21 protein-coding genes and 4 tRNA genes are annotated in these 15,387 nt (G+C 48.5%); 17 read left to right on the forward strand and 8 right to left on the reverse strand.

What is annotated here, in order from left to right; translation table 11 throughout:
* Nucleotides 1-6 precede the first annotated feature (6 nt).
* The 6 genes from modA (at nt 7) to ACESSO_RS01835 (ending at nt 3,920) form a co-directional block, all read left to right on the forward strand.
* Nucleotides 7-855 carry a molybdate ABC transporter substrate-binding protein gene (modA, locus tag ACESSO_RS01810; RefSeq protein ID WP_373163339.1) on the forward strand — a complete coding sequence of 283 codons (849 nt, stop codon included), beginning with the start codon at nt 7-9 and terminating at the stop codon, nt 853-855.
* A gap of 66 nt (nt 856-921) precedes the next feature.
* The gene (modB, locus tag ACESSO_RS01815; RefSeq protein WP_373163340.1) at nt 922-1,590 is read left to right on the forward strand and encodes a molybdate ABC transporter permease subunit; all 669 of its coding nucleotides are present in this window, start codon (nt 922-924) and stop codon (nt 1,588-1,590) included.
* The gene (locus ACESSO_RS01820) at nt 1,587-2,630 is read left to right on the forward strand and encodes a sulfate/molybdate ABC transporter ATP-binding protein (protein WP_373163341.1); all 1,044 of its coding nucleotides are present in this window, start codon (nt 1,587-1,589) and stop codon (nt 2,628-2,630) included. The genes modB and ACESSO_RS01820 overlap by 4 nt, the downstream gene beginning before the upstream one ends.
* A gap of 12 nt (nt 2,631-2,642) precedes the next feature.
* Complete coding sequence (locus tag ACESSO_RS01825) at nt 2,643-3,596, forward strand: XdhC family protein (protein ID WP_373163342.1); 954 nt, start codon at nt 2,643-2,645, stop codon at nt 3,594-3,596.
* 128 nt (nt 3,597-3,724) lie between these two features.
* A tRNA-Leu gene (locus ACESSO_RS01830) sits at nt 3,725-3,809 on the forward strand.
* Nucleotides 3,810-3,834: 25 nt separating this feature from the next.
* Nucleotides 3,835-3,920: transfer RNA gene (locus ACESSO_RS01835), tRNA-Leu, on the forward strand.
* 331 nt (nt 3,921-4,251) lie between these two features.
* On the opposite strand, the gene ACESSO_RS01840 is transcribed toward ACESSO_RS01835, so the two are convergent.
* The 3 genes from ACESSO_RS01840 to ACESSO_RS01850 form a co-directional block, all read right to left on the reverse strand.
* A complete protein-coding gene (locus tag ACESSO_RS01840; protein WP_373163343.1) occupies nt 4,252-5,037 on the reverse strand; it encodes a Swt1 family HEPN domain-containing protein in 786 nt (261 codons plus the stop codon).
* A gap of 5 nt (nt 5,038-5,042) precedes the next feature.
* Nucleotides 5,043-5,645, reverse strand: a complete 603-nt coding sequence (locus tag ACESSO_RS01845) for a hypothetical protein (RefSeq protein WP_373163344.1) — start codon at nt 5,643-5,645, stop codon at nt 5,043-5,045.
* Nucleotides 5,646-5,966: 321 nt separating this feature from the next.
* Nucleotides 5,967-6,113 carry a hypothetical protein gene (locus ACESSO_RS01850; protein ID WP_373163345.1) on the reverse strand — a complete coding sequence of 49 codons (147 nt, stop codon included), beginning with the start codon at nt 6,111-6,113 and terminating at the stop codon, nt 5,967-5,969.
* Nucleotides 6,114-6,402: 289 nt separating this feature from the next.
* Here ACESSO_RS01850 and ACESSO_RS01855 point away from each other — a divergent pair, with 289 nt between their 5' ends.
* The 10 genes from ACESSO_RS01855 (at nt 6,403) to ACESSO_RS01900 (ending at nt 11,664) form a co-directional block, all read left to right on the forward strand.
* A complete protein-coding gene (locus tag ACESSO_RS01855) occupies nt 6,403-6,768 on the forward strand; it encodes a CD3324 family protein (RefSeq protein ID WP_373163346.1) in 366 nt (121 codons plus the stop codon).
* A 137-nt stretch (nt 6,769-6,905) separates the two neighbouring features.
* Nucleotides 6,906-7,604: a conjugal transfer protein gene (locus ACESSO_RS01860; protein ID WP_373163617.1), complete on the forward strand. Its 699-nt coding sequence runs from the start codon at nt 6,906-6,908 to the stop codon at nt 7,602-7,604.
* A 20-nt stretch (nt 7,605-7,624) separates the two neighbouring features.
* The gene (locus ACESSO_RS01865; RefSeq protein ID WP_373163347.1) at nt 7,625-8,281 is read left to right on the forward strand and encodes a CatB-related O-acetyltransferase; all 657 of its coding nucleotides are present in this window, start codon (nt 7,625-7,627) and stop codon (nt 8,279-8,281) included.
* A complete protein-coding gene (locus ACESSO_RS01870) occupies nt 8,268-8,687 on the forward strand; it encodes a sigma-70 family RNA polymerase sigma factor (RefSeq protein WP_373163348.1) in 420 nt (139 codons plus the stop codon). The genes ACESSO_RS01865 and ACESSO_RS01870 overlap by 14 nt, the downstream gene beginning before the upstream one ends.
* The gene (locus ACESSO_RS01875) at nt 8,684-8,917 is read left to right on the forward strand and encodes a helix-turn-helix domain-containing protein (RefSeq protein WP_373163349.1); all 234 of its coding nucleotides are present in this window, start codon (nt 8,684-8,686) and stop codon (nt 8,915-8,917) included. Before ACESSO_RS01870 ends, ACESSO_RS01875 begins: the two co-directional genes overlap by 4 nt.
* 264 nt (nt 8,918-9,181) lie before the next feature.
* Nucleotides 9,182-10,735: a recombinase family protein gene (locus ACESSO_RS01880; RefSeq protein ID WP_373163350.1), complete on the forward strand. Its 1,554-nt coding sequence runs from the start codon at nt 9,182-9,184 to the stop codon at nt 10,733-10,735.
* Nucleotides 10,736-10,846: 111 nt separating this feature from the next.
* Nucleotides 10,847-10,931: transfer RNA gene (locus ACESSO_RS01885), tRNA-Leu, on the forward strand.
* A gap of 23 nt (nt 10,932-10,954) precedes the next feature.
* Nucleotides 10,955-11,040 (forward strand) — tRNA-Leu (locus tag ACESSO_RS01890).
* A 165-nt stretch (nt 11,041-11,205) separates the two neighbouring features.
* Nucleotides 11,206-11,370, forward strand: a complete 165-nt coding sequence (locus ACESSO_RS01895) for a hypothetical protein (RefSeq protein ID WP_373163351.1) — start codon at nt 11,206-11,208, stop codon at nt 11,368-11,370.
* A gap of 60 nt (nt 11,371-11,430) precedes the next feature.
* Complete coding sequence (locus tag ACESSO_RS01900; RefSeq protein WP_373163627.1) at nt 11,431-11,664, forward strand: hypothetical protein; 234 nt, start codon at nt 11,431-11,433, stop codon at nt 11,662-11,664.
* A gap of 305 nt (nt 11,665-11,969) precedes the next feature.
* Here ACESSO_RS01900 and ACESSO_RS01905 read toward each other — a convergent pair whose 3' ends face one another.
* The gene (locus ACESSO_RS01905; RefSeq protein WP_373163352.1) at nt 11,970-12,140 is read right to left on the reverse strand and encodes a hypothetical protein; all 171 of its coding nucleotides are present in this window, start codon (nt 12,138-12,140) and stop codon (nt 11,970-11,972) included.
* Nucleotides 12,141-12,388: 248 nt separating this feature from the next.
* Entirely contained in the window at nt 12,389-12,697 is a 309-nt protein-coding gene (locus ACESSO_RS01910) for a helix-turn-helix domain-containing protein (RefSeq protein WP_373163353.1), read from the reverse strand.
* Between the two features lie 179 nt (nt 12,698-12,876).
* On the opposite strand from ACESSO_RS01910, the gene ACESSO_RS01915 reads away from it, so the two are divergent.
* Complete coding sequence (locus ACESSO_RS01915) at nt 12,877-13,128, forward strand: AbrB/MazE/SpoVT family DNA-binding domain-containing protein (RefSeq protein ID WP_373163354.1); 252 nt, start codon at nt 12,877-12,879, stop codon at nt 13,126-13,128.
* 315 nt (nt 13,129-13,443) lie between these two features.
* On the opposite strand, the gene ACESSO_RS01920 is transcribed toward ACESSO_RS01915, so the two are convergent.
* The 3 genes from ACESSO_RS01920 to ACESSO_RS01930 all read right to left on the reverse strand — a co-directional run bounded on the left by ACESSO_RS01920 (nt 13,444) and on the right by ACESSO_RS01930 (nt 15,216).
* Complete coding sequence (locus tag ACESSO_RS01920; RefSeq protein WP_373163355.1) at nt 13,444-13,872, reverse strand: hypothetical protein; 429 nt, start codon at nt 13,870-13,872, stop codon at nt 13,444-13,446.
* Nucleotides 13,873-13,973: 101 nt separating this feature from the next.
* The gene (locus tag ACESSO_RS01925) at nt 13,974-14,678 is read right to left on the reverse strand and encodes a DUF4367 domain-containing protein (RefSeq protein WP_373163356.1); all 705 of its coding nucleotides are present in this window, start codon (nt 14,676-14,678) and stop codon (nt 13,974-13,976) included.
* The gene (locus ACESSO_RS01930; RefSeq protein ID WP_373163357.1) at nt 14,665-15,216 is read right to left on the reverse strand and encodes an RNA polymerase sigma factor; all 552 of its coding nucleotides are present in this window, start codon (nt 15,214-15,216) and stop codon (nt 14,665-14,667) included. The genes ACESSO_RS01925 and ACESSO_RS01930 overlap by 14 nt, the downstream gene beginning before the upstream one ends.
* Between the last annotated feature and the right edge of the window lie 171 nt (nt 15,217-15,387).

Here is a 15,387-nt window from a genome sequence, read left to right on the forward strand (position 1 = left end):
CACACCATGAAGAAACTACTTGCAGGGCTGCTTGCCGCGTGTATGGCGGCCAGCCTGACCGCCTGCTCATCGGGCAGCAAAGAAGCGGACGCTTCGGCAAACGCGGACAGCGGCGAACCGACCGAGTTGGTCGTATTCGCGGCGGCAAGCCTGACCGAAACGCTCGAACAGATTGCGGAGGACTACAAGACTGTCGCGCCCGACGTGACACTGACCTTCAACTTCGATTCCTCCGGCACACTCAAGACCCAGATTCAGGAGGGCGCGGACTGCGACGTGTTCATCTCGGCTGCACAAAAGCAGATGGATCAGCTGGACGCGGCAGCCGATGCCTCGGTCAACACCGAAGGGCTGGATTTCGTGCAGTCGGACAGCCGTCTCGACCTGCTGGAAAACAAGGTCACGCTCGCCGTACCTAAGGGCAATCCCAAGGGCATCGAAAGCTTTGATTCGCTCGCGCAGCACTTGCAGGCAGGCGATATCCTGCTGGCGATGGGCAACAGCGATGTGCCGGTCGGGCAATACACCCAGAAGATTCTGACCCATTACGGGCTGGACGAAGCCGCGCTTGCAGCCGCGGGCTGCATCACCTACGGCACGAACGTCAAGGAAGTGACCACACAGGTGCGTGAGGGCAGCGTGGACGCAGGCATCATCTACGCAACCGACGCGTTCAGCGATGGCCTGACCGTCGTGGATGAAGCGACCGCCGACATGTGTGGACAGGTCATCTATCCGGCCGCGGTGCTCAAGACCTCGGCACATCCGGAGGCGGCGCAAGCGTTTCTCGACTATCTCTCCACCGACGAGGCGATGGCTGTATTTGAGTCCGTGGGATTCTCCCCGGTTTCCTAATTTCAAACAACACAGACGGGGCGGGGCACGTGTCCTGCCCCGTTTGCCAAAGGAGTGTATTTCCCTGTGGACTGGTATCCGCTCTTCAATTCCCTGCGCATCGCGGCGCTGAGCAGCATCATCGTATTTTTCACCGGCATTGCCGCGGCCTATTACGCCGTGCGTCTGCCGCGCCTAATGAAAGGCGTGCTCGACGTGGTGCTCACGCTGCCGCTCGTGCTGCCACCCACAGTCGTGGGCTATTTTCTGCTGCTGTTGTTCGGTTCCCGCCGTCCGCTCGGCATTGCGCTTGAGCAGATCGGTGTAAAATTCGTCATGACGTGGTACGGCGGCGTGATTGCAGCGGCGGTCGTCGCCTTTCCCCTGCTCTACCGTACCGCGCGCGGCGCATTCGAGGCCTTTGACCAAACGCTTGCACAGGCCGGACAGACGCTCGGCTTATCCAATACCTACATTTTCTGGCGCATCCGTATGCCCGCCTGCCGTCAGGGCATCATCGCAGGCGTGGTGCTGGTCTTTGCGCGTGCGTTGGGCGAGTACGGCGCAACCAGCATGCTGATTGGCTACACGCCCGGCAAGACCGCAACCATCTCGACCACGGTCTATCAGCTCTGGCGCACGGGCGACGATGCCCATGCATTTCTGTGGGTGCTGGTCAACCTTGCCATTTCGGCGGCGGTGCTGCTGACCGTCAACCTACTGGAGCGCCGACAAAAGGGGGTGCGCCGCGTATGAGCCTGCATGTGGATATCCGCAAAAAACTGGGCGATTTTGTGCTGGAAACCGCCTTTGACGCGGAGAATGCCGTCACCGGCCTGCTGGGTGCGTCCGGCTGCGGCAAGAGCATGACGCTCAAATGCATCGCAGGCGTGGAAACGCCGGACAGCGGCTGCATCATGCTGGACGGCGAAACCCTGTTCGACTCCGCGCGCGGCATCAATCTCAAGCCGCAGCAACGGCGCGTGGGCTATCTTTTCCAGCAATACGCCCTGTTTCCGCATCTGACGGTCGAACGAAATATCCTGACCGGCCTGCACCGTGAGCGCGATGCCGCCGCGCGCCAGCGTCGCCTGCGGGACATCATCGAAATGATGCAGCTGGAGGGCCTCGAAAAGCTGCGCCCGGCGCAGCTCTCCGGCGGACAGGCACAGCGCGTGGCCCTCGCACGCATGCTGGTGAACGAGCCGCGCCTGCTGCTGCTGGACGAGCCGTTCTCCGCGCTGGATAGCCATCTGCGCGACCAGCTGCAGCCGCAGTTTGTTGCCTTGCTGCATTCCTACGGCCGACAGGCCGTGCTGGTCACACACAGCCGCGATGAGGCCTACCACCTGTGCGGTCAGCTCTGCGTGATGGAGAGCGGCCGCATTGTGCGCGACGGCGCAACCAAAGAAGTCTTTGCCGACCCACGCAGCGAAGCCGCCGCCCGCCTGACCGGCTGCAAAAACATCACCCCCGCCCGCAAAGTCGACGAGTGGACAGTGGAAGCGCCCGCATGGGGGCTTCGTTTTACCGCCGCGCATCCCGTGCCGGACGAAGTGCATGCCATCGGCCTGCGCGCACACTATTTCCACGCCCGCGCCGCCGCTAACCGCGCAAACGTGCAATGGGTGGGCGAACTGGAAGAACCGTTTGAATGGATTTTGCTGTTCCGCTACGCGGGACAGGGCCAAAACACGCCGCCCCTTTGGTGGCGCATGCCCAAAGACCGCAAACCCGCCGCGCTGCCCGAAGTGTTGGGCATCGCACCGGAAAACGTATTGCTTCTGACCCGATAAGGAGGATATCAAATGTTTGAGCAACTGCTGACCACCGCACTGCACGAAATCGAGGCGGGCCGCCTTGTCCTGCTGGTTTCGGTCGCCCGCGCGACCGGCTCGACGCCGCGCAAAGAAGGCGCAATGCTGCTGGCGGGCACACAGGGGTTGCTGTGCGGCACGATTGGCGGTGGCTTACTCGAACACCGCTGTCTTGAGCTGGCGGCCGCACAACCCGCCTGCGGCCATCTGGAACACTTTGAACTGGACAACCGCAAGGCAAGCAGTCTGGGCATGGTGTGCGGCGGTTCGACCGAGGTGCTGTTCACCCCCCTGCACGACACTGCGCTGCTGCGCGAAGCGCTCACTGCCTTGCAGGACAGAACGCCTGCCTGTCTGTGCCTGCCGCTAGACGGCTCTGCGCCTCATATCGCGCAGGACGGCGCGCTGCCTGCCCGTCCGTCTGTTTTATCGCTGCGCGGCAAAGATGCGCTGTGTGTGCCTCTGACCGACGCAGGGCGGGTATTTGTCATCGGCGGCGGACATGTGTCGCATGAGCTGTGCGCGCTGCTGTGCCGGCTGGACTTCCGGCACCTCGTCATCGACGACCGTGCGGACTTCTGCTCGCCTGCCCGCTTTCCCCACGCCGAGCAAACGCTGATCGTTCCCCTATCCGAACTTTCCGGGATGCTCACCGGGACGCTGCGCCCCACTGAAGCAGATGGCTTCTGCATCATGACGCGCGGTCATGAAGGCGACGCAGACGCGGTGCGCTATGCGCTGTCCACCCCCGCCTCCTACATCGGACTGATGGGCAGCCGCCGCAAACGCGAAACACTGTTCCACACTCTGACGCAGGAAGGGTTCTCTGATGCCGCACAGCAGCGCATTATCACGCCCATCGGCTTGGAGATCCACGCGCAGACCCCTGCGGAGATTGCCGTCTCGATCGCCGCGCAGCTGATCGAGTGGCGCGCCGCTCGCTGAGTTTTCGGGGCCGAAAAACGGTCCCGAATTTTTTTGTTTTTTTGCAGAAAATATGTTGACAATATGCGTCTTCTTCGATATAATACTATTTGTCGCTGACAGTGAGGCGACTCGATACGAAAGAGAATGCGAGTGTGCTGGAACTGGTAGACAGGCACGTTTGAGGGGCGTGTGTCAATCGACGTACGGGTTCAAGTCCCGTCACTCGCACCACCTTCAAGCGATGAAAACCAAATATGCGGATGTGGCGGAATGGCAGACGCGCTAGCTTCAGGTGCTAGTGTTCGCAAGGACGTGGGGGTTCAAGTCCCCCCATCCGCACCAAACCAATATAATCCGAACTTGTTTCCGATAGGGGATGGGTTCGGATTATTTGTTTTCTTTGACAGTTATGAAGCCACCTATTTCCGCAACGGAATGAAGCCAAAAACTTCCTCTAAACAGAGGCGCCGTAGAGGAAATCAAGATTTTTAGATCTTACCAAAGTGTTTTCACTATACGATTTTGCGGCGCACGATAGATACCATTTTCGTAGGAACAAATAGCAAAGCCAGGAAGTCTTTTATAAAAGCTTCCTGGCTTTGTACGCAACAAAGAGAAAGCCTTTGCTGCGATATCTGAATAAGGGAAAATCGTGAGAAAGTGCGCGATCTGATTATTGGATATTTGTTGTTTGTCGGCACCAATCCTTAAAAGATAATATTACACGTTGAAAGTCTTCACTATTAGGGAGAAAGCCGTTATGAGCAGTTATATTACGAACTCTTTCTAGCTCTTCAAAACGAAGTTCTACAAATTTAATATCTTTGATATAAGGAAGAAAATCCGCTTCATATTTTCGAATAAGGGAAAGTAAGTCTGCCCAGTCGATATAGAATAATGGATTATCGCCACGAGGAGTAAGCCAGCAGTGCTTTTTCTCTGTTTCTTTCCTGGATTTCACCTTACTCTTTTGAGCGGAATTTGCCGCAATTTCCCACCAATTATCCCCTAGTTTCCTGTATAACACCAGTTCCACCAGTTTGCGTGCAGAGTTTTCATAACAATGCAAAACCATATACAATTGGGCCATTTTTTGAGCTTGGCTTATCTCTTCATCAGAAAGATATGATGTTCTCGAAATTCCGGCAGCGTCCTCAATTTGCGGTTCTGTTTCCCACAAATATCCATACTCTTTTTCAAAAGCAGTAACTGCAGGGAGTGTTAGCTTGTATAAGCCAGACTTACTACCTTTACATACATTTTTGCTTTTAGCAAAGGCTGTTTTCGCTCGGGTTACATTCAACTTTGGCAAACAGGCGGCTTCAAAATATTGATTAATGGTTGCTAAAGAGATTTCAGGATTGCCAGTGTCCTTTTGGCAAAACCACATAATAGCTTCAGCCTGTTCCTTCTTTGTGTGGAGAGAGAGTAAGCAACTATGTGCAAATGTGTTAAACATCTATCTTAGCCTTCTTTTTTGGGGAGGTTAAACTTGACAAAATCTTCACCTGTGTGATGAATTCTGTAACCGTCAGCATCGCCCGTAATCTTACCTTCTATTCCGAGATTGGAAAGTACAGAAGAAATTCTGGCAGGTATCTTCGCTTCAACGGTTCTCAACGCAGTATAAATTTCATCTTTTGTTACAGAATTCTTTCCCGCATTACGTTTAAGCCAATCCATAACAACTAACAACTGTTCATTCTGACTTTTAGGATTTTTTTCGCTATAAAATTCGCGCAGAGCAGATCTGCTGTTTTCATCCAACCCCAATTCAACCATGTTAAATGTTTCGGTTTTTTTAGAAGAAGATGTGCGTTTTCGCTTAGTTGAGTTTTTGAATAGTGCATCTGTGTGTTCACTTTTTTCTGCAGCTGAAGCTGAATGATCATCTTCTTCAACTGTAATGGAATCAGCTTTATCAGGCACATACTCGGTACGTATATCCGCTAATTTGGGTAAAAAAGCTTCTAATTTATCGAAGATAGTGTCAAGTGACTCCGCAGGAGCTTGGATGTGTATTTCTCCATTCGTCATGTTAAGCTGAATAGTTACATTATCTGCCATCGGTAATCACTCCTATCGTTTTGTTTAGATTATAATGCTTTTATTTGAACATGTCAACATTGTTGCCAACATTGTTTCAAAATGTGGAAATGTTGGAGCGACTGGAGCAAAACAAACGTAAAAAAAGAAGGACGAACGTTTTTAAAACAGTTCGTCCTTCTTTTTTGCCTTTATTCTATTTTTGTGGTCAGTCTCTCCGTTTCCCACTGTTTTTTCCAATCTGCAAATTCCCTCTGCCCTTCCTCACTCTCATAGAAAGCCAGAATGTCAGGTAAAATACAGCGGGCTATCACCTCGATCTGATATTGTGGTATAGTGGTGTTATTGATTAGCTTTTTCCTTCGGCCCAAAGAATCCCTCCATCCGGTCTGTCAGCGTCAGACTGTCGGTAGTGATGTTGCTGTCAATCCGTTGGAGGCTTTGCGCCTTCCACCATACTCCTTCAAATTCCGTTACAAAATCCCACATCCCCTTCCTTTCCATTCCGGGTGAACTAAAAGAGAGCAAGCATAGGGAGTGTGGCCACATTCCCGTAAAATCTCCGTTTTCGGCCTGTTGCCGGAGCGGAGATTTTTTCTTGTTGGGAGTATCCCAAACCCTCTCTTGATTGCTTCGCTAATAATATGCTCAAACTAGACGTTTCTACCCGCTATTTACAAAAAAGCGTTGAGCGATTTCAAGTTGCGTGGTATGATAAAGATGCTATAAAACAGAAAGAAGTGGTGTCGAATGACAAAACTCAACGAAGTGCGGCTCCATGCAAAGCCAGTGGATTGCGACGTTTGCATGGAGTAAAAATCGTCGCATAATCAATGTGCTGGCTTTGCTGCTTGACGATCATCTCAAGGAGGAAGCCTGCATGAAATACATCAATGCAAAAAATCTTCTTCCCGATGCGCTGGTCAAGGAATTGCAAAGCTATATTCAAGGGGGCTATCTTTATGTTCCCGCCGATCAAGCGCAGCAAAAGCGATGGGGAGAAACTTCGGGCTACCGACAGGAATTGCAGCAACGAAACCGCCAAATCATAGAGGAGTTTCAGAACGGAACCTCTATGGATGCGTTAGCGGAAAAATATTTCCTGTCCGTATCAGCCATTCGTAAAATCATTTATCAGAAATGAACCGGCAGGGGTTGCAGAAATGCAACCCCTGCTTTTTGTTTGATACAGAGCGATTCGGTATTGTCTGGTGGATGGAAAAGCATTCGTATCAGCAGTACGATAAAAGCAACAAATATATCGCAAGAAAGGAAAAGACCATGTGTACTCGATTTGTCTACCGAGGTGACGATACCATCACCGGCTTTAATTTTGAGATTGACCTTGCCGTATGGGATCACAAAATCATAACAGAAAAAGACCGCTTTTATATCGGCATCCTACGGCCCGATGGGGTGCGTCATTCCTATCATGGCGTGAACCGTAATGGAAATGTCGGAACCTTGTTGTATGTTCACGGAAACCCGGAGGGGGCCTATCAGGATTTTAAAGGTTGCATGACAATCGCAGACCTGACAGAACAGTTTGTGCAGGCAAAAATCAGCTTTGACGATGCACTGCAAATAGTGCAGGAACGGAAGATCATCTATGCCCCGGATGCTACCATGCAGGCCATGCTGTCCGACAGGCAGGGCCGCACCCTGATCGTTGAACCGGGGATTGGCTGGCGGGAAGAGCATGGGCGCTACTCGCTGATTACCAACTACTCTGTCCTTGCCCCCGAAAGCACAATGCCCTTTCTTGTGCCAGGAGATGACCGATACGAAAGGGCCGCTCAACTTCTGAACACTTACGGAAAGCAGTTTACTGTCACCGATGCGTTGTCTGTGCTTCAAGCTGTCCGACAGGAAGGGATCTGGGCCACCAGAGTTTCTTTCGTTTATTCGGCAAAGGAACACGCTGTTTACTATGTGGAAAACAACCATTTTTCACAGATTGAGAGATACGAGTTCTCATAACTTCGAGAGGAGGGAAAGTCATGAATCTAGAGAACATTTATCCTCGCACCAACGACCACGAAACCGTTTATCTGAAAAATGTCATCAAAAATCCCAACATCCTTGTCGGGGACTTTACCATGTATAACGACTTCGTCTATGACCCGCAGCAGTTTGAGAAGAACAATGTACTGTACCACTATCCGATCAACCATGACAAACTTATCATCGGAAAATTTTGTTCCATCGCCTGCGGGGCAAAGTTTTTGTTCACCAGCGCCAACCATACACAAGCATCCTTGTCCACCTATCCGTTCCCGATCTTTTTTGAGGAATGGGGATTGGATGTCCAGAACATAACGAGCGCATGGGATAACAAAGGCGATATTATCATTGGCAACGATGTGTGGATTGGATATGAGGCGGTGATTCTGTCTGGTGTTACCATTGGAGATGGCGCAATCATCGGCACTCGCGCCGTCGTAACAAAAGATGTGCCGCCTTATATGATTGTCGGCGGCGTTCCCGCCAAAACAATCCGCAAACGCTTCTCGGATGATACCATCGCGGCCTTACTGCAAATTAGCTGGTGGGACTGGCCTGAAGAAAAAATAAAGCAGCATATTTCAGATATTCAGGCCGGGAGAATTGACCGTTTGCAGCCGTTATGCAAAGGAGAGCCACATGATGGTCTATGAAGATACTGCGGAGCGCCACCGCTTTGACTCCTTCTGCAAAGTTGTCCTGCGCCATGCAATGCTGGACTGTTTTCGGGAATTTTCATATCAAAACAAATGGCTGGTATCTCTGAATTATTTGCCGCAGCCAATTTTAGACGACATCTGCACGACAGACCAGTACCCCAGCGATTGCATGACCTTTTCAGTGGATGGTTGTACCCTGCAAATCAGCAATGAGCAGTTGGCAAATATCATTGAGAAGCTACCGCAGTCAGAGCGACGACTTTTGATTTTGCGCTTTGTATTGGAACTGAACGACCAGGAAATCGGCAGGAGGATGTGCTGTTCCAGAAGCGCCATTCAGCGCCGCCGTACAAGTATTTTGCGGAATATGCGGGAACAACTGACGGGGAATCTTCCATGAAAAAATCAAGCGGCAAATACAAGCCCCCACCGCTTCTATCCGTTATCGAGGCAGCCCGCGCAGGAGAGGCCGATGCGATGGAACAGATTTTGCAGCACTATGATGCTTATATCAACAAGTTGTGTTTGCAGACAATGGTCGATGAAAGCGGGCAGACTTATAAGCAAGTAGACCCATATATGAAAGGCCGTTTGCAAAGTAAGTTGATGCAGGCCATTACGAAGAAATAGCAAAGCCGGGGAATGCCGTGCAAGGGTCAAGATGAACGCTTCGCGCCCTTGACGTCATTCCCCGGTTTTGCTGTGCAGTAACCAAGTGGGTGCAAGCAGAAAGCTGCTTGCGCCCACCAATCAGTATCATATCTACGCATTTCAGACGCAAAAGGCGAAGTAATATACGGCTTCTGGCGGTGTGTCAGCACTACGGTAATATAATTCCTTATGCTAACCGTTAAAACGGCTTTGAAATGCGTAGAAACAAGGAGGTTGAAGAAAATGAAAGCAGTTATTTACGCCCGTTATTCCTCCGATAATCAGCGAGAAGAAAGTATTGAAGGCCAAATCCGGGAGTGTACCGCCTTTGCTGAAAAGAACAATATCACCATTTTGCGCCATTACATAGATCGAGCCTTTTCCGCTAAGACCGACAACCGCCCGGAATTTCAGAACATGATTAAAGACAGCGGCAAGCGCCTGTTCGATATGATTATCGTTTGGAGGCTGGACAGGTTTGCCCGCAACCGCTACGACAGCGCCCGCTACAAAACCGCTCTGAAAAAGAACGGGGTTAAGGTGGTGTCTGCCACCGAGGTCATTTCCGACGGGGCCGAGGGTATCATTCTGGAAAGCGTCTTGGAAGGATATGCTGAATACTACTCCGCCGATCTGTCCGAAAAGGTAGTGCGGGGCATGACGGAGAACGCCTTAAAATCCAAGTACAACGGTGGAACCCGTCCTATCGGCTATCTGATTGATAGCGACCAGTGCTTCCAGCTTGACCCGCTTACCGCTCCCTTTGTTCGGGAGGCATTCCAGCGTTACAACGAGGGAGCCACCATGACAGCCATCCGGGACTGGCTCAACGAGCAGGGAGTGAAAAACACGCGAGGCCAAAAGATGACCTATAACAGCGTCCAGCACCTTCTGAACAACCGCCGCTATATCGGAGAGTATACCTACCGGGACATTGTGGTGCCGGACGGTATTCCCACCATTGTCCCTCGAGACCTCTTTGACCGGGTACAGGAAAAGCTGGCAAAAAACAAAAAGGCCCCGGCCCGCCACAAGGCCGAGGACGATTATTTGTTGACGACCAAGCTGTTCTGCGGCTACTGCGGGGCCTACCTCTGCGGCGAGAGCGGCACCAGCCACACGGGGAATGTCCATCACTACTACAAGTGCGTGTCCGTCAAGAAGAAGCGCACCGAGTGCCGCAAGAAGTCTGTCCGCAAAGAATGGATTGAAGATTTGGTGGTCAGCGAAACCATGAAGATGGTGATGGACGATAAGGAGGTTGAGGCCATCGTGTCCATGCTGATGGACTTACAGGATAGGGAGAATGTAAACCTGCCCCTCTATGAGCAGCAGTTGCGGGAGGCGGACACAGCCATTCAAAACCTGCTGAACGCCATCCAGCAGGGCATTTTGACCAAGTCCACGAAAGGGCGGCTGGAAGAACTGGAAGCCACAAAAGAGGAACTGGAAACCAAGATTGCCTGCGAGAAACTGGCGAAGCCCAAGGTGAGCGCCGAGTTTATGACCTTCTGGCTCCACCGCTTCCGCAAGCTGGACGTACAGCAAAAGTCCCATCGTAAGATGCTGATTGACACTTTTATCAACGCCATTTTCCTATACGATGACAAGATGGTGATAACATTCAACTGCAAAGAAGGAACAACGACCATCGCTTTTGATGACCTCAAAACCGCATTGGCCGATCAGAAAACAGGTTCGGATTTGGATTGCTCAACTGCACCAAGAGGAAGTACTGATTTCGAAAGAAGTTCAGTACTTTTTCTTTTTTGTATTGACTTGCACCATGCAAAATAAACAGAACCGATCCAATCAAACAGATTCGACAAAATATATTGACAAAACCGTTTCCTTTTGCTATAATATTATCCGTCGCTGACAGTGATGCGACACGACGCAAAAGAGAATGCGAGTGTGCTGGAACTGGTAGACAGGCACGTTTGAGGGGCGTGTGTCAATCGACGTACGGGTTCAAGTCCCGTCACTCGCACCACCTTCAAACGAAAAACCAAATATGCGGATGTGGCGGAATGGCAGACGCGCTAGCTTCAGGTGCTAGTGTTCGCAAGGACGTGGGGGTTCAAGTCCCCCCATCCGCACCAAGAAAAGTACTGATTTCGAAAGAAAATCAGTACTTTTTCTTTTTTCCGCAATCCCGCAATCGAGCCAGTACAGCTGCGGCAGTTTTCTTTCTCATTTTTCAACCATTATTATTTGTATCGGATATCCCCGCGCATCTCGGGCAGGCTATGGATGAGGTGATCTTCATGTCTTATGTCAGTCCGAAAATCCGCTCACAGTTTGAATCTTTGTCTGTCGAACTGAAAAATGAAATTTTATCCCGCAATGTGCACATGGAAAACCTGCATGACCTGATTTCCGTGTTGGAAACGATTGTTTCCGAGGGCGAACACGTTGAAAAAAGCACCTGATCAAATTTCCATGTATGCCGCTTTGTTTGCACACACACGCTAAAGATGAGGTGATTTTTTATGGCCAAAGCAGGTATGCGCCGCCCCGATCCAAAGGAGCCGCACGGTACAGAAAGCAATCACAAAACGCATTTCCCCAAAAACGAAGTGCCGCCTGTTCCGCTCATTCAGGGCGAAGCCAAACACGGCAACGCGAAGGCACGCCCCATCGTCATGGATGGCACACGCCATCCGCACAAGGTCTTTCATGAGCCGCAAGCCGACAGTACGGCTGTGGATCCAAAAGCGAGGTGATCTCTATGCCCAAGGACAGCCAACCGGATAACAAAAAAGCACGCATGGAAAAATGCAACGGTCAAACACCGCTCACGCGCGAAAACCAGAACCAAAACCCAAATGCCAAAAAGCATTCCGTCCCACACAACGACGTATAATTGCTGCCGCCCCCTTGCCGGGGCGGCTTTTTTCGCTTTACTTTGCACGCATCACTCACTCATCAGGATTTTGGTGGTCACCCCATGCTCTTTGCAGGCGCGAATCGCGTCAGCCGTTGTTGCCTTCGGCGAATCAAAGAACGCCAGATATCTCGCACCCATCCTTCACACCGAAGGCCTTGCCGACGAGGGATTGCTCTTGTGAGCCAACGCCAGATGCAATCTTTTGTCGTTGAGCGCATCCACCGTCTCCTCCGCAACAGAAGAGGCCATTGTTCCAAACAGCGTATGGTCCCCGACCGACAGACCCACGCTGATTACACTGCCGGAAACCACATTGTTTTTGTACTTTCTGTAGCGCAGTTCAGCCTCCAGACCGTTCTACCAAAACTCGGCAACGGTCTCCTTGAAGAAACTCTGAATATCATCCATCCTACCGATGTTTGCCATCGAACAGCTTGAGAACTATCAGATGTTCATGAAATATGGTGTATGCCCTGTACGATAATCGATTATACTTTACAACACAGCAAAAGCGACTTTCCAGTACCCTGTGAGAGTATTGGAAGGCCGCTTTTTTCGTTTCATTTGCGCAGCGACAGTAAAAACTGTCGCAAGGCTTCCTGTTGCTCTTGAGACAACGAAAGCGTGTTTGGATTGAAACACAAACAGTCTACGTCATCACGAATTCCGAGAAGGCAATCGGCAGATATGTCGAGACACTTCGCTATAGAAGCTAAACGAGATAATGATGGCTCCTGCGCTCCATGTTCATAGCGATATATGGTTTCTTTGGTCACGCCCAACATCTGCGCAAATTCTGCCTGCGTCATACCGCGCCTGCGTCTAAGCTCTTTCAGCCGTTCACCAATAAAAGATGGAGTGTTTGTCATAATATGCACCTCAAGCTCAAAATTTGTCGAAAATCAACATTGCGTGTTGACAAAAATTTGCAGAAAATAGAAGTATTATGTTGACTGACATATAGAAGTATGATAACATTTGTTCGCAGCTAATAAGGAAGAGCTGGATTGCAAAACAAATAAATTTATCCAGAAGAGAGGAAGATTTCATGAGAGCCACTGGTGTTGTGCGAAGAGTCGATGAACTCGGACGTATTGTTTTACCCATAGAATTAAGGCGAACATTGGATATCAAGGTTAAAGATCCGGTTGAAATTTTTGTAGAAGGAGACCAGATCATCTTGGCAAAACACGAAACAGGCTGTTTGTTTTGTGGCGAAACAAAAAATTTACTTACATTCAAAAACAAAACACTTTGCAGAAAATGTATTGACGAACTTGTGACATCCTCTCCGGAGTGAAAACTGAGATTGTACCGCATCGAGAATACTGAGGCCCGCCTTTGTGCAGTGCGATAATGGACCTTGCATAGTTTGTTTATGTAATGCAATAATTTCAGTCGGCAGACGCAATATCGACGCTGTGATTCAAGTATTTATTTTTACTGCTGTTGTATCGTCTAAACTTATACATTTTAATAACCATATGCATTGGTTTTGCGGCCTCTTGTTTTATCTTGGGAAAATAGTCTATCGATCAACTGAATGATATAGAAGGAGCTGGTTTCGCTATGAAATCAGCTCCTGTTTATTTGTTGGGGCAACGATTACAACATTTTAGCGAAAGTACCCGTAGCTTACAGTATGTGTTGCTGTTTCCAAGAGCTTCGTACCATTATAGGCTTTTAATGTGATATATAGTTGATAAGAATACCCATGAGCGACCTGCCAACTGCATTCACCCGACCTAATTATGTTTGAAAACGAAGTAGTCGTCCATTCTTTTTTCGTCTGCCATTTGCCACCAACGAATTGCTGCAAGTCAAGCGTTAGAACCGTTTTATTAACATCACTGCTTGCCGCACTGCCGCCAGCCAATACCGTAGCCGTACCGGAAGAGGAAATGTCGATATTTCCTTCAATCGTTGAGATATAACTCCATCTCAACAATTGCGTATCAATTGCACCGGAAACACAAAATACACTCGAAAAAATTAAAAATGTCGAAACCAAAATTCTGGTTAATTTCTTCCGCATAATCTTCATAAAAAAGCCTCCTTAATTTCGTTTATCTAATGCCCCTATATAGATAAACGAAAATTAAAGAGGCGATATTACAAAAAATTATTTAAAATATGGTGATATGTCTATAAATCTAAATCAACACTTTCTAAAATTTTTACACAAATCTCTGCTCCAAGCGTTCCAGATAGGTTGTAAGTGAATTTGTCTCCTTGCCAAATTACAGCTGTTCTGTCTGCTCGATAAGAAACTAATGCAGGAAAACCCTTAATCGTAAACTGTTCTAAATTGCTTCCTTCCGAGTCAAATGCGATATCCATTTTTTTATTGTAAAAAGATAATGTAAGTGTGTCCCCGTCTTCGCTTTGAAATGACACTGCAAAACCAGTGTCATCTTCTACTACATTTACGACCACAAGGTTTTCCGGAATAAATGATGGATAATATTTTGAAAATTGTTCGGATACAGGAATAGACTCATTCGGATCTGGAAGAATCTGAGCATGCGTTTCATTTACGCTTAAAAAGAATGGAAATGTAATATTTTTCGAAGCAAAAACCTGAGCAATGGTAATACTACTTACGCCTATCACCAAAATTAAAACGGCTGCAGTATTGTAAAGTACTCTTTTATGCTTTGAAATCCATTCCTTTCTGCGACTTTTCGCGCAAACACGAGACATCTTTTTTTCAAATCCCGCCGAAAACTGGTGCGATTCCACACCATCAGCCTTTAATTCATCTTTTGTTTTGAGTTCAGATTCGGATGTTTCAATTAACTCGTCAAGAGCAGATGAAATATATTGTTCAAACCAATCATTTTGCTTCATTGAAATACTGTTCCTCCTTCAAAATAGACATCAATTTTGATTTGGCTCGAAAAAGACGCTGATTTACACTGTTAGGAGATATCCTCAAAATTTGAGCAGTTTCTTCTGTCGACATCTGATATAAACAACGAAGTTTGAGTACATCCTTATAGAGATCAGGGAGTTTGTCGATAGCAGCGACCAGATAGGCATGTCCAATTCGTTCCAGCAGCGCTTCATCCGAACTTTGCAGATGCAGATCGGGTTTATCCTCATCGAAGGCTTCTTCTTGCACTTTATGCTTTTTTCTATACATATCAATTGCTTGATTGCGTACCATAATTGAAATGTAATCTTGTTGGCGCTTTCCAGAAAGAGAAGCAACAAAATCTATTTTTTGAGCGATTTTTATAAAAGTATCGGAAACAACATCTTCAGCTAAATGTATATCCTTGATAATTTGAAATGCAATTATGTACATGTGTTGACGATACTTATAATACAGATCCTCGAAAAATGTTCTGCCATTCTCGTCCTCTATCAATGCAAATGAAATCATTTATTTGTCTCCTCAACACCACAGTATCATATCTCTATGTTTAAAGTATATCATAGTTTCACAAATTAACAAATGCGCATGGACTTTTTTGACATAACGAAAAAGAAAGAAGAAATATTACAAGAAACGATATAGGAATAAATGTTTTTTCGTTAAAATAAAGTATAGATA

Origin of the sequence: Agathobaculum sp. Marseille-P7918 (assembly GCF_964248325.1) — a bacterium.
In the GTDB taxonomy this organism is placed as follows: Bacteria; Bacillota; Clostridia; order Oscillospirales; family Butyricicoccaceae; genus Agathobaculum.